This window comes from Pseudoalteromonas sp. CnMc7-15 (genome assembly GCF_022347925.1).
GTDB classification, from domain to species: domain Bacteria; phylum Pseudomonadota; class Gammaproteobacteria; order Enterobacterales; family Alteromonadaceae; genus Pseudoalteromonas; species Pseudoalteromonas ruthenica.
This window is the reverse complement of sequence record NZ_JAKRFT010000001.1, coordinates 46,023-59,315: the sequence shown is the minus strand read 5'-3', so window position 1 is coordinate 59,315 and position 13,293 is coordinate 46,023. Positions and strand designations below refer to the sequence as shown.

Sequence of the window (13,293 nt, the reverse complement as noted above, 5' to 3'; positions counted from 1 at the left end):
TGTTTTATTTATAGTTTACACTTTGCACAGTGCAAAGGATCAGATTGAGGAAGCCATGCAGCATATCTGGCAACAACGGCGCGCCGATGAACACAAACACCGGCCTAATGACAATCGCTCACCTTGGCAAGTGGATCGCTCACGTATTATTCATGCCGCAGCGTTTCGCCGCCTGCAAGCCAAAACCCAAATTATGGGTATTGGCCTGAATGACTTTTATCGCACTCGCTTAACCCACTCTTTGGAAGTTTCGCAAATTGGCAGCGGTCTATTACGTCATCTTAGTCGACAACATCCAGATATTACTTGCCTTCCTGATGAGTCATTACTTGAAACCTTGTGTTTAGCCCATGATATTGGTCATCCTCCATTTGGCCATGGCGGTGAAATTGCCCTGAATTATATGATGCGCGAACACGGAGGCTTCGAGGGCAATGCGCAAACCTTGCGAATCGTCGCGAAGTTAGAGCCCTACACTCAGGGCTATGGTATGAACCTAACCCGACGCACTTTACTGGGGTTTATAAAGTATCCAGCGCTTATTGATACACTTTGGCACACTCACCCAGAGCAAAACGCCAAACAACAATTTATAAAAGCGCACGATTGGCGTCCGGCGAAAGGCTTATACAATGATGATCAAGATTTGCTCGATTGGATTTTAGCGCCGCTCGATGACTCACAACGCCAACGCTTTACCAGCCATGAGCAGTATGATGCATATCGCCACAAAACCCGTTATAAATCACTCGATGCCGCCATTATGGAGTTGGCAGATGACATTGCTTATGCGGTGCATGATCTTGAAGATGCGATTGCCACTGAGCAAATCACTGTCCACGATTGGCAGGCTCATGGCGAGCCAGCACTTGCTCAAATCGATTGTCCTTGGCTAAATGACAGCCGCATCACTGAACGGCTTTTCTTTGGCTGTGAAGCGCAGCGCAAAGACATCATTGGTGAGTTAGTTAACTTGTTCATTACCCAATCCCGACTTGAGCAAACAGACAGCCGCTTTGGGTGCGATATTTTGCGCTATCAAGTGATCCTGCCCAGCGCTTACATGAGTTTATTAAACGCGCTCAAACATTTTATTTATAAACGCCTTATTCGCGCCCCCCATATGCAGCAAATTGAATTTAAAGGACAAAAACTAATCATGGAATTATTTGCCGCATTTGCCAGTGATCCCCTACGCTTGCTGCCGGAAACAACCGCATTGAGTTATCGTAAAGCCGAGCAACAGGGCGATAATCCTTTACGCGTGCTATGCGATTACCTCAGTGGCATGACCGATGAGTATGCATACAAAACTTATCAACGGTTGTTTGCGCCGACCATCGGTGTTTAACTACATAATAGGAACACAGCAATTGCTTTATGTTCGTCTAAACTAATGAGGCAATTACGAAACGTCTGAGTATTCAAGGACCGACACCAATGCATTACCCTTTATGCGTACTGGCGTTGCTCATAAGTACTAGCAATAACGCCAACACAACCGGTTCGTTGCCTGATACCTTACTTGAGGAGCGTCAGGTCGTTATCAAACAAGCCGATAAATACGACTGGTTACGCCTAAATTCCGGAGAGTGGCTTAAAGGAGAGCTGAAATCGCTCTATGACAAAAAGGTGGAATTTGAAAGCGATATTCTCGATACCCTGATCATTGATCAAGAAGATATTTATATGGTCATATCTGGGCGCTCTCACAGTGTGCGCTTTAATGACGGCACAGTGCAACAAGGGTCGCTGAATATATCCGGTGGCTATGTGGTTGTGGGAAACAGTCCTTCGCAATATCGCTATCAAGACTTAGTTTCTATTGCGCCTAGTGCCGAAGACGAGCTGAGCGCTTGGTCTATCAAAGTCGGCGTAGGCGCGAATTTAAGCAGAGGGAATACCGAACAAACCGAGCTCTCGGCCAGTGTTGATATAAAACGTCGGACGGCCAGTAACCGGTTACTCATTACCGCGCTGGCAGATCGCACAGCAAACGACGATAAGGTGACTGAAAACAATGTCCGAGCGAATGGCACCTTTGATTGGTTTTATACCAGCTCACTGTACTTTCGCCCGGTATTTTTTGAGTATTACCGCGACCCTTTCCAAAATATCGATAACAAATACACCCTGGGTGCTGGTTTTGGCTACTACTTGATAGACACAGATAAACTGGAGTGGGATATCGGTGCGGGGCCAGCCTATCAACGAACCGAGTTTAGTGATGTTGCTGCGGGGCAAGATAGCAGTAATTCCTCCACCTCTTTTTATTTTGAGTCAAATTTGGATTACGAATGGCGCACCAATGTAGATTTAAAGTTTGACTATCGCTTCACCTTTGCCGAGAACGCCTCAGGTGGTAATGCTCAACATGCTCTTGCTGGCGCTTCTATTGATATAACTAACGACATAGATTTGGACTTATCATTGGTGTGGGATCATCTTGCCTCCCCTGTGGCTAATGCCGATGGCAGTATTCCCAAGCAGGATGACTATAAGATGATTGTTTCTTTGGGTGTTGAACTTTAGGAGAGCCAATGAAATTTCTGCCATTAAATGTTGTCACCGCAGCGCTCTTGTCTGCGCTGTTATACAGCGCCAATAGTCATGCACAAAGTATAGAGCAGCGTCTCAGTGCGCTTGAGCAGCGCCTCAGCGAGCTAGAAAAGCAGTTGGCTGCTAAAGATAAAAAAATCGCTGCATTGGAGCGCGAACAAAAACGCACCCAAGTAGTGGCCAATAATGCCAAGGTCTCAGCGATAGAGGCGCAGCAAGTGCTCTTTAATGACACCACCCGGCCGAGTCACCGGTTTGCCGCCCCCGCCAAAAGTATTCGCTTAAGCGACTCAACGACGACGTTGCAACTAGGTGGACAAATTTGGCTTGATGCTATCTATAATGACGGCGAAATGACGAATCGTGCCGGCTTTCAAACCTCTTCTATTGCTTATGATGACAACACCACCAACGACAACACGCTGTTGAGCGCTGGCCAATCTAAGCTGTCGTTTCGCAGCCATACGCCCACCCACTATGGTGATATGACCACGCGTTTTGAATTCGATATGTTTGATGACCAAGGTAATGCCGATTTTCACCTGACTCACCTATGGGGTGAGCTTGGGAATTGGGGGGCAGGACAAACCTTTTCCGGGTTTATGGACATTAATTCCTTCCCCAACATCATTGATTATTGGGGTCCCACTGCCATGGTGTTTACCCGTCAACCTCAAATCCGCTATCGCACTGAACAAAGCGCATCGGGGGCAACATGGATGGTGACCATGGAGCGCTCTGACGCCGACTTGGCATTTCCTCGAGATATCGACCCCGCGACCCTTTCTTTCAATGAGCAGAACGATTGGCCAGACGCTACGCTCAGTTATCAGCAGCGTTTCACAGATGGCTACATAAAAGCCGCCCTATTACTACGTAGCTTAGGCTTTGAAACATCGACCCAAGAAGACTCGGTAACAGGATGGGGTATCAATGTCACCGGCAATTATGCCCTTGATAAGGCACATTTATTGAAGTTCCAATTTGCAACTGGCGAAGGCATCGCCCGCTATATCAATGACCCGTGTTGCAGTATATACAGCGCTATCACCGGGGGCAGCGATGCAGTCTTAAACAGCAACGGTGATTTACAAGCAATCGGTATCAGTGGTGGGTTTGTGTATCTCGATAAGCAATGGAGTGAGCGCTTTACATCTAGCCTAGGGGTAAGCTACGTCGACGTTGATAACCTTGCTACGCAACACGCTAGAGCATTTAATAACAGTCTCTACAGCACTATTAACCTTATTTGGAACCCAACTATGATGTCCCGTTTAGGCGTGGAGCTACAATACGGGGAAGTAGAGAATTTTGCTGGTGAGCAGGCTGATAACCTGCGCCTGCAAACCTCATTTGGCTTTAAGTATTGAAGCGATGATTTACTAGCGTTATCGCTTAGCAAGCATTTAATCTTTGGTTCATAAGGCGCGTGCTTAAATCGCCGCCCTGATGTTATGGCCTTTTTATCGGCCCGGGTGTGTGCTCAACACCCTTAATAGGACAGTGAAACAATGAAAACGTGGATAAGTTCAGCCTTTTTATCATTCATTATTTTGTGCAGTACCGCCTGTTTGGCTCGCCCTTATGACCCACAGAAGGTCGAGCAAGTGCTCAATACTGCTCATGCTTTATACAAAGATACCAATGCAGGAGCCAATGCCGATTATATCCCGGCTCTGGCCAAAGTGGACTCCAGTTTATTTGCCATTGCTATCGTCACCGCTGATGGTCAAGTATTCACTCAAGGGGATATTGACGCCACATTTTCAATTCAGTCCATTTCGAATGGTATTTACGCTCGCCTTAGCCATGGAGCAGCAAGGCAGCGCAGCAATAGTCGATAAAATCGGCGTCAACGCCACAGGGTTGCCATTTAATTCTGTTGCTGCCATCGAGTTGAACCAAGACCGCTCAGTCAATCCACTGGTCAATGCCGGGGCCATGGCCACAGTGAGTCTGCTAGAGGGTGATAAGACACAGCAAAAATGGCAGTCGATTGCTACTTGGTATGATCAATTTGCTGGCCGAGAGCTGGCGGTGATGAACGAAGTATATCAATCAGAGTCGGCAACCAATGGCCACAATCTCGCTATCGCTGAACTGCTTAAGTCTTATGACCGCTTCTACGGTGATGTGGATATGAATTTAGATATCTATACACGTCAATGTTCAGTGGGAGTGACGACCAAAGATCTCGCGATGATGGCTTCCGTACTCGCGAATGGTGGCACGCACCCAGTCACTGGCGAAGCGCTAATGACAGCAGAAAATGTTCAACGTGTGCTGGCGGTGATGGCTACCGCAGGGCTTTATGAAACCAGTGGCGACTGGGCGTTTCAAGTAGGCTTACCGGCCAAAAGTGGTGTCGGTGGTGGCATTATCGCGGTGATGCCAGGCAAGTTTGCTATTGCTGCTTTTTCACCAAAACTTGATGAGGCTGGCAACAGTGTTCGCGCTCAGCGGGCGATAGATTATATCGCCGATAAGGCCAACGCCAATATATTTAGTCATCTTGATTAATTGTCCCTATCCGCATTGACTTCGTTATCAACGATGCAACGAAAAACGCACCTTTTTCAAGGTGCGTTTTGATATCCAACTTGTGGAAAATGACTGAGCGAGCTCAATCACTCATTAGATTGCAGCATTACGGTAACGCTTAACAAATTCTTTAACCGGCTGGCCGTTACAACGAAGGTTAGATAGACGCTTGTTCTGTAGGCTTAATGTGCTTAAACCTTTTTGCGCAGCTTCCAAACATAGTTGTGTCTCTCGCTGATTATTTTTAGCGTAAAGGCTCACTGCGGTGTCGCTATTTGCGTTTTCAACCGTCACATTTTTAGCGATATCACGAATATCTTGACCGTTGCAGTACAAGCTAGAAGACACTCGGCTTACACGAATGCCATGTTTTGCACCTAGCTCTTTTGCTGCCGCTAAACCTTGGTTCGCAGCTGCTACGCAGACCTGAGACTCAATACTGTCGTTTTTAGCAAAATAAACACGCTCTGTGCTGGCAAAAGCTGAAGTAGCGAATAAACAAGGGATAACAAGGGCAGTAAGTTTGGTCATGTAAGACTCCACAAAAATGAACGGGTGATCAAAATTTGAACTGAATTTTATATCCACAAAATACGATGTCAACTGCATTAGCTATGCAATTAAAAATATTTTAAAGAATTAACAATTCATATACGTAATCACATTTATCATGTAACAAATGCTTAATAGCTGTACTTTTTGCTCACAATTCAATCATCTTAAAAATGTCGACTCGTTCAGTAAGACTGCATTTCTAATCGAAACAAAAGCCTAGCCATTTTTACTTGTCGACGGGCTTGGTATACTGCCAACAACGCCGTTATTTAGTGCAAAAGGATCTCCGGACATGAAACTTATCTCATTTAATATCAATGGCATTCGCGCAAGGTTACACCAACTGCAGGCGCTATTGGAAAAACACAACCCTGATGTCGTTGGCCTTCAGGAGATTAAAGTACATGACGACTTATTTCCTGTCGCCGATGTTGAAGCCATGGGCTACCACGTGTATTTTCACGGGCAGAAAGGTCATTACGGCGTGGCAATGCTAACCAAAAACCCCGCTAAGCAGGTGAAAAAAGGCTTCTCTACCGATACCGATGATCATCAAAAACGGATGATTGCCGTTACTGTGGAAGATAGCCATGGTGATGATGTTACGGTGCTAAATGGCTATTTCCCGCAAGGCGATAACATCAATCATGAAACCAAGTTCCCTTATAAACGACAGTTTTATGCTGATTTGATGACTGAATTGGATAGCCATTACCACGCTGACAGTAAATTAGCCGTTATGGGGGATATCAACATTTCCCCAACCGACCTAGACATCGGTATTGGTGAAGCGAATAAAAAGCGTTGGCTAAAAACCGGAAAATGCTCATTTCAACCACAAGAACGCGAGTGGCTGGATACACTGCTGGCCTGGGGCTTGGTCGATACCTATCGCCAATGCCACCCAGATACGGACGACCAATTTTCTTGGTTTGACTATCGTTCGAAAGGCTTCGATGATAACCGAGGACTGCGAATTGATGTAATTTTGGCGACCAAGGCATTGGCGAGCACCCTGAGTGACAGCGGCATTGATTATGAGTTAAGAGGCATTGAAAAGCCTTCTGATCACGCCCCAATTTGGAGCACTTTTTAAACGCAGCCATGAGCTATATCATACTTGCAATTATCCTTGCCCTGAGCATCGATAAAGCCAGTTTAACCGGGTTGATAGCGCATCCTGCTCGGCAAAAAGGCTTATTTGCCTGCGCCTTAGTACTGGCACTACTTTGGCGTATCAAGGCAGGTATATTCCCGGGCCTAGATATCCATATTCTTGGCGTCACTGCGGTCACTCTGATCTTAGGCTGGCGCCTAGCGACACTGGCCAGTGTATTAGCAACGGCCTTGTTGCTGGCGTTTTCCGTGGTCAGTATTGAAAGTGCAGCAACCTTCATCATACTGACGGCGCTGATCCCTATTTATTTTAGCTATTTATTATTTATTGTGGTGTATCACGCCCTTCCCCGGCATCTGTTCATCTATATTTTTGTTTGTAGCTTTTTGTGTGCAGCACTGGCTAATTGCCTGAAAATTTTTGTCGGTGCCGGCTATTTTTGGTTTATCGGTAATTATGATTGGGTAACGCTCACTGAAAACTACCTATTTTTAAGCGCCCTGATCTGGTTTCCCGAAGCGATGCTAAATGGCATGGCCATGACGTTGATGGTGATCTATCGGCCACACTGGGTGCGCACCTTTTATGATAAGGAATACCTCTCTCAATGAGTGCTTACTGTTGTCCTCTTTGCCAGCAACCGCTGCAACGTCAAAACCAAGCGTTGGTGTGCGCCAAGGGCCATCAATTTGATTATGCCAAAGAGGGATACGTCAACTTGCTCCCGGTACAGTTTAAAAAATCCAAACAACCTGGAGATAACCAGGACATGGTGCAGGCGCGAAGACGATTTTTAAATGCGGGCCACTACCAATTTATGCGCGATGCGCTGGCACGAGAAGTCTCGGCGTGTTATTCGGGAACAGGTTATGTTGTCGATATGGGCTGCGGTGAAGGCTACTATAGCGCAGCAATGGCAGCGCAATTCCAAGACCCAGAGCTTGTTCATGGTATTGACATTGCAAAACCTGCCGTGCGTTATGGAGCCAAGCGCTACCCTGGTTGTCAGTTTGCCGTGGCGTCAACCAAACAAATGCCTATGGCCAGTGGCTGCGCCAGTGTGGTGAGCAGCGTATTTGCTCCTATTTTCGCCGATGAAAGTGCACGCTTGTTACAGGACAACGGCCACCTTATTGTTGTTTCGCCAGGGCCAAGACACTTAGCGCAGTTAAAAGCGCTCATATATCAACAGGTGCGCGAGCACACTGCTCCTGACACACCGCCCGGATTTAATCGGCAACGGCAACAGTTGTTACAACAGCAAATTTCATTGCCTGGAGAAGATGCCAGAGATTTAGCCCTGATGACACCCTTTGCATGGAAGTTCAGTGAAATTCAAATGGCAGATTTGGCAAGCGCCGATGAGGTGACTATCGACGCCGAGTTTTTCATTACGGTGTATCAGAAAATATCCTGACGAAAGGCTTTATCCATTTTTTCAAACATATCACGGAGCAACTTAGCCAACTCCATATAGCAAGGTTTAGTTTTTGCTGGTGCTCCTTGATATCCTTGTGCAGCCATCTTTTCGTGAAGTTCACGATACCACAGTGCCATACTTGGTGGCAGCGGTGTCTCAGCACGTTTTCCGAGCCATAATAAACCTTGCACCGGTAAAGACAAGATCAGTAAGGCGCATGCAAGAGCGGGCCCCAAAAACTGTTGCCCCAACACCTGAAGCTGAATCACTAAACTTGTCAGTGCCACCGCAGGCATGATTTTGATAGCGAAGGCCGTGGCATTCACCACCCTGTTTTCTATAAACAGCGGCGCTAGCTCACGCCGTAGCGGCCACACTTTTGTGTATTGGTGACCTTGCTGTATTTGCGAAATAAGACTTTTTTGCATTTGCGCCTCTAACAACTAACGCTATGTCTGAAATTAAGGTAAAATATATATCACCTATCAATTATACCTTAGTCTAGTTTTGCACTAGGTTCACCTAAGGATTATAGCTAATCTTTTGGCGCCCGACTAAGTTCATTGATGGGTTCACGTTCCTACATTCAACCACAGGTCTATTTAATGTCTGTACAACACGTCCTCGTACTCAATTGTGGCAGCTCAAGTTTGAAGTTCGCTGTTATGGATGCCAACTCTGGCGATGAACTACTCACTGGATTAGCAGAACGTCTGCACAGTGACGACGCCACCTTAAAGTATAAATTTGCTGGCGACAAGCATACTAACGCCTTACCTAAGGGCGCCGATCACCAAACAGCGATCGATACCCTGGTCACGCTTATTGGTAATTTTTCTTTGAGCCAACATTTAATCGCCGTAGGTCATCGTGTGGTGCATGGCGGCGAACAATTCACTGGCTCGCAGATTATCACTCCCCATATTATTGATGCCATTACTCAAACGGCACAATTGGCGCCATTGCATAACCCGGCAAACCTAACGGGCATTCGGGCTGCACAGGCGGCATTTCCTGAGCTCGTTCAGGTTGCCGTATTTGATACCGCCTTCCATCAAACGATGCCTAAGCATGCTTATTTGTATGCCTTGCCTTACTCATTATATGAGCGCCATGGTGTGCGACGTTATGGCTTTCATGGTACCAGTCATGCGTATGTGAGTTTAATGGCTATTAAAGAGCTTGGATTAGATGCAGATAACAGCCGCATCATTAGTGCCCACCTCGGCAATGGCTGCTCGGTGTGTGCGATAAAAAATGGCCGCAGTGTTGACACCAGCATGGGGCTCACCCCTTTAGAGGGCGTGGTGATGGGCACTCGCAGTGGTGATATTGACCCGGGACTGTTTGACTTTCTGACTAACCAACTAGGTTATGCCAGTGCAGAAGTCAGCGACATACTCAACAAGCAAAGTGGCTTGTTGGGGATCAGCGAATTATCCAATGACTGTCGCACCATAGAAGAGGCGCATGTCGCTGGCAATGCCAAGGCTACCCTGGCCCTGGATATTTTCTGTTACCGACTGGCTAAGCAGATTGCTGCTTATTTAGTACCGCTTGCTGGTCTCGATGCACTTATCTTTACCGGAGGCATTGGCGAAAACTCAGACATTATTCGCGCTAAAGTGCTCGCCCATTTAGCCTTTTTAGATATCCATGTTGATCCAGAGAGTAACCTTGCGGCCCGCTTTGGCAACCTAGGCGTTATTACCAAGGCAACCAGCCGTGCTCAGGCGGTGGTGATCCCCACCAATGAGGAGTGGATGATTTGCCTAGATGCCGCTCGCCTAGCAAAAGGAGTGTCATAATGTCACGTCGTATTATGCTAATTCCCGTCTCCACGGGTGTCGGCCTTACCTCTGTATCCGTAGGCTTAGTTAGGGCCTTGGAACAAAAAGCCATCAAAGTAAACTTCTTTAAGCCCATTGCCCAACCCCGTCGTGGCGAGTGTGGACCTGAGAAATCGACTGCGATCGTGAAAATCGGCTCTAGCATCAATCCACCGGAGCCATTTTCTTTGACCTACGCTGAAAATATGATTGGCGATGGCAAAGGAAATACCTTGCTTGAAGAGATCGTTGAGCGTTTTGAAAGTGCAATTCATGATGATGAAATTGCCATCATTGAGGGCATGGTACCAACCAGAAACCAACCTTATGCGGGGCGTGTGAACCGAGAAATAGCCCAGACTCTTGGCGCTGATATTGTGTTTGTAGTGACTCCCAGTAATGACTCTTTAGAGGAGTTAGAGGACAAAATTGAGATAGCCGCTGGCAATTACGGTGGCATCAGTCACCCGCGTGTGCTCGGTTGTATCTTTAACAAAGTGAATGCGCCGCTTGATGAGCAAGGCCGAGCACGGGCCGACTTGGTTGAGCAATTCAACCCGGAGCAACTAGAAAATGAGCTGCACCGTTTAGCCTCGATGCCGCTATTTCGCAGGCAACCCTTTCGCTTGCTCGGTAGCATCCCGTGGGATTTCGAGCTGGTCGCTCCAAGAGCCATCGATTTAGCACAGTATCTTGATGCTAAAGTGATTCATCAAGGCGATTTATTGCATCGGCGTTTACGTCGCGTAACCTTTTGTGCGCGCACCGTGTCTAACTTACTTAACCATATCTCCCCCGGGGTGTTACTGGTTACACCGGGGGACCGTTCAGATGTGTTAGTTGCAGGTTGCTTATCGGCGATGAACGGCACCAAGATAGGAGCCATTTTGCTCACCGGTGATATTGAACCTGAGCCCCGTATTATGGCGCTGTGCCAACAGGCTATGGAACAAACCGGCCTGCCTATTTTGGCTACCGAGCACGATACGTGGCGCACGTCATTATTGCTGCATAACTTTAACCTTGAAGTGCCCTGCGATGATGAACAGCGCGTTGATAAAGTTAAGGCGCACCAAGCCACCTATATCGATAGTCAGTGGCTCGATAGCTTGGCGCAAAGTTCGCAGAAAACACGTAAACTCTCGCCGCCAGCATTTCGTTACTTGCTTACCGATAAGGCTCGTAGAGCCAACAAAACCGTAGTCCTGCCGGAGGGCGAAGAGCCACGCACCATCAAGGCTGCGGCTATTTGTGGTGAGCGCGGCATTGCCCGGACTGTGCTATTGGGCGACCCTCAAGAGATCGCGCGTATCGCTGAGCAACAGGGCGTGGAACTCAATGACTATGTTCAACTTGTTGACCCTGACAGCATCCGCGCTAACTACGTTGCACCTATGGTTGAGCTTCGTAAGAACAAGGGTCTTACCCATGTTGTCGCCGAGGAATTGCTGCAAGATAACGTTGTGCTAGGCACCATGATGTTAGCCGAAGGCGAAGTCGATGGGCTAGTGTCTGGGGCTGTCAATACCACAGCCAACACCATTCGCCCACCGCTGCAGTTGATTAAAACGGCGCCAGGCTCATCTCTGGTATCATCGGTCTTTTTCATGTTGCTGCCAGATCAAGTACTGGTTTATGGCGATTGTGCTATTAACCCAGACCCAACGGCGGAGCAATTGGCAGATATTGCTATCCAGTCGGCAGATTCAGCGGCCGCTTTTGGCATTGAACCTAGGGTGGCGATGATCAGCTATAGCACCGGTAGCTCGGGCGCGGGCGCCGACGTCGAAAAAGTACGGACCGCCACTGAATTAGCGCAACAAAAACGTCCCGACCTGATCATTGATGGGCCCCTGCAATATGATGCCGCGATCATGGAAAATGTAGCGCGCAAAAAGGCCCCAAATAGCCCGGTCGCCGGACAGGCAACAGTGTTTATATTTCCTGACTTGAATACCGGCAATACCACCTATAAAGCTGTACAACGAAGCGCCGAGTTAGTGAGTATTGGCCCGATGCTTCAAGGCATGCGTAAACCGGTGAATGACTTAAGCCGTGGTGCCTTAGTAGATGACATCGTCTACACCATTGCACTGACAGCAATTCAAGCACAACAAGCGGCTGAGCAACTGAGCGACGCCTGAACAATAATCAGGCAGCACAAATAAGTGCTGCCTTTTCATAAAGTTATAGACTATTAACCACGCTACCCCCAAACTTATCCACAGCTTTTGTTAGCAACTTATTTTGTCACCATGGCCCTTACCTCGACCCCACTCTTAATACCCATTTATGTTGGATTTGCTTATAATCTAACTAAGCAAAAGCAAAGTCCCTAGACCCGTCGAGTTATTTTCGGTATAAGTTAACTTTAACCTCAAAGGGGATCGTTATGGCTAAACAAACGCTACAATTGCTTGCGAACGACTTTACGATTCATAGCTTTGAGAGCACCAGCGAGATCCCCAAAGCCATTACCCAAAGCGAGTTTTATTTCGTTGCCAAAACAGCTGAAGAGCTTTCCGTTGTATGCAACAGTGATATTGAGCTTGATAGTTTAGAGCAAGAACCAGGCTGGGTGGCCTTTGAAGTACTCGGTCCCCTTGGCTTTTCGCTTACGGGTATATTGTCTAATATTTCCGGCGTGTTGGCACAAGCGAACATTTCCATTTTTGCTGTATCTACCTTTGATACAGACTATATTTTGGTTAAACGCGTACAGGCAAAAAATGCCATGTCGACACTTAAAAAAGAAGGTTACACCGTTCGCTCATGAGCCAAGTTAGTCAATTTTGCTTGCCAGCTGAGTTACCCCCTTCACCCACCCTAACACTGTGTGCTCCTGTGAGCGGCCAAGTGCACCCTTTAAGTTGCCTGCCCAGTGCACTTATGGCACATGGGTTACTTGGCGCTGGGGTGTGTATCGAGATGCATTCACATAAGTTGGTAGCCCCTTGCGACGGTCAGCTACTCAGCGTTGATATGGGTGCCAAACAATGGCGCTTTAAAAGCAATAACGGCGTGTATATATTAGTGCATTTACACAGCGATGAGCCCACGCTAACGAACAAGGCAAAACTATCGGCGCTTAACTGCACCCCTGTACGCAAAGGGATGCAACTCGCTTACTTTGACCTACGCCAGTTTAAATCGGCACCTCGGGTCGCTATGATAGTGACCCACACACGTTTTAGCGCAGAGATATTATTTAGCCACAAGCAGGCACATTGCGCTGAGCCTTTGTTATTCATTTATCACAAGAAGTAGATTTC

At 47.4% G+C, this 13,293-nt stretch carries 14 protein-coding genes; 12 read left to right on the top strand and 2 right to left on the bottom strand.

The genetic code is table 11. The annotated features are described in order from the left end of the window. Nucleotides 1-55 precede the first annotated feature (55 nt). The 5 genes from MHM95_RS00290 (at nucleotide 56) to glsA (ending at nucleotide 5,079) form a co-directional block, all read left to right on the top strand. Nucleotides 56-1,351, top strand: coding sequence for an anti-phage deoxyguanosine triphosphatase (locus tag MHM95_RS00290; RefSeq protein WP_239383892.1), 1,296 nt, complete (start codon nucleotides 56-58; stop codon nucleotides 1,349-1,351). An 89-nt stretch (nucleotides 1,352-1,440) separates the two neighbouring features. Beyond that, nucleotides 1,441-2,532, top strand: a complete 1,092-nt coding sequence (locus MHM95_RS00285; protein ID WP_239383891.1) for a DUF481 domain-containing protein — start codon at nucleotides 1,441-1,443, stop codon at nucleotides 2,530-2,532. 8 nt (nucleotides 2,533-2,540) lie between these two features. After that, complete coding sequence (locus tag MHM95_RS00280) at nucleotides 2,541-3,929, top strand: DcaP family trimeric outer membrane transporter (RefSeq protein ID WP_239383890.1); 1,389 nt, start codon at nucleotides 2,541-2,543, stop codon at nucleotides 3,927-3,929. A 141-nt stretch (nucleotides 3,930-4,070) separates the two neighbouring features. After that, nucleotides 4,071-4,403, top strand: a complete 333-nt coding sequence (locus MHM95_RS00275; protein WP_239383889.1) for a glutaminase — start codon at nucleotides 4,071-4,073, stop codon at nucleotides 4,401-4,403. After that, on the top strand, nucleotides 4,345-5,079 hold the full coding sequence (gene glsA, locus MHM95_RS00270) for a glutaminase A (protein WP_239383888.1): 735 nt from the start codon (nucleotides 4,345-4,347) through the stop codon (nucleotides 5,077-5,079). Before MHM95_RS00275 ends, glsA begins: the two co-directional genes overlap by 59 nt. Before the next feature lie 114 nt (nucleotides 5,080-5,193). Here the strand turns inward: glsA and MHM95_RS00265 are convergent, their stop codons facing one another. Beyond that, nucleotides 5,194-5,631 (bottom strand): hypothetical protein, encoded by a 438-nt coding sequence (locus tag MHM95_RS00265; protein WP_026110933.1) that lies wholly within the window; start codon nucleotides 5,629-5,631, stop codon nucleotides 5,194-5,196. A 316-nt stretch (nucleotides 5,632-5,947) separates the two neighbouring features. On the opposite strand from MHM95_RS00265, the gene xthA reads away from it, so the two are divergent. The 3 genes from xthA to rlmA are packed head-to-tail and all read left to right on the top strand — an operon-like array spanning nucleotide 5,948 to nucleotide 8,189. After that, nucleotides 5,948-6,751: an exodeoxyribonuclease III gene (gene xthA / locus MHM95_RS00260; RefSeq protein WP_045978660.1), complete on the top strand. Its 804-nt coding sequence runs from the start codon at nucleotides 5,948-5,950 to the stop codon at nucleotides 6,749-6,751. A gap of 8 nt (nucleotides 6,752-6,759) precedes the next feature. Continuing rightward, nucleotides 6,760-7,383 carry an energy-coupling factor ABC transporter permease gene (locus MHM95_RS00255; RefSeq protein WP_239383887.1) on the top strand — a complete coding sequence of 208 codons (624 nt, stop codon included), beginning with the start codon at nucleotides 6,760-6,762 and terminating at the stop codon, nucleotides 7,381-7,383. Further along, nucleotides 7,380-8,189, top strand: coding sequence for a 23S rRNA (guanine(745)-N(1))-methyltransferase (gene rlmA / locus MHM95_RS00250; RefSeq protein WP_239383886.1), 810 nt, complete (start codon nucleotides 7,380-7,382; stop codon nucleotides 8,187-8,189). The genes MHM95_RS00255 and rlmA overlap by 4 nt, the downstream gene beginning before the upstream one ends. Here rlmA and yfbV read toward each other — a convergent pair. Continuing rightward, entirely contained in the window at nucleotides 8,174-8,620 is a 447-nt protein-coding gene (gene yfbV, locus MHM95_RS00245; RefSeq protein ID WP_022943645.1) for a terminus macrodomain insulation protein YfbV, read from the bottom strand. The two genes, rlmA and yfbV, sit on opposite strands and share 16 nt — an antisense overlap. A gap of 177 nt (nucleotides 8,621-8,797) precedes the next feature. Between yfbV and MHM95_RS00240 the strand changes: the two genes are divergently transcribed. The 4 genes from MHM95_RS00240 to MHM95_RS00225 all read left to right on the top strand — a co-directional run bounded on the left by MHM95_RS00240 (nucleotide 8,798) and on the right by MHM95_RS00225 (nucleotide 13,288). After that, complete coding sequence (locus MHM95_RS00240) at nucleotides 8,798-10,000, top strand: acetate kinase (protein ID WP_239383885.1); 1,203 nt, start codon at nucleotides 8,798-8,800, stop codon at nucleotides 9,998-10,000. Beyond that, a complete protein-coding gene (pta, locus tag MHM95_RS00235; RefSeq protein WP_138510216.1) occupies nucleotides 10,000-12,165 on the top strand; it encodes a phosphate acetyltransferase in 2,166 nt (721 codons plus the stop codon). The genes MHM95_RS00240 and pta overlap by 1 nt, the downstream gene beginning before the upstream one ends. 248 nt (nucleotides 12,166-12,413) lie before the next feature. Further along, entirely contained in the window at nucleotides 12,414-12,797 is a 384-nt protein-coding gene (locus tag MHM95_RS00230; RefSeq protein WP_022943642.1) for an ACT domain-containing protein, read from the top strand. Then, a complete protein-coding gene (locus MHM95_RS00225) occupies nucleotides 12,794-13,288 on the top strand; it encodes a PTS glucose transporter subunit IIA (protein ID WP_239383884.1) in 495 nt (164 codons plus the stop codon). The genes MHM95_RS00230 and MHM95_RS00225 overlap by 4 nt, the downstream gene beginning before the upstream one ends. Nucleotides 13,289-13,293 lie beyond the last annotated feature (5 nt).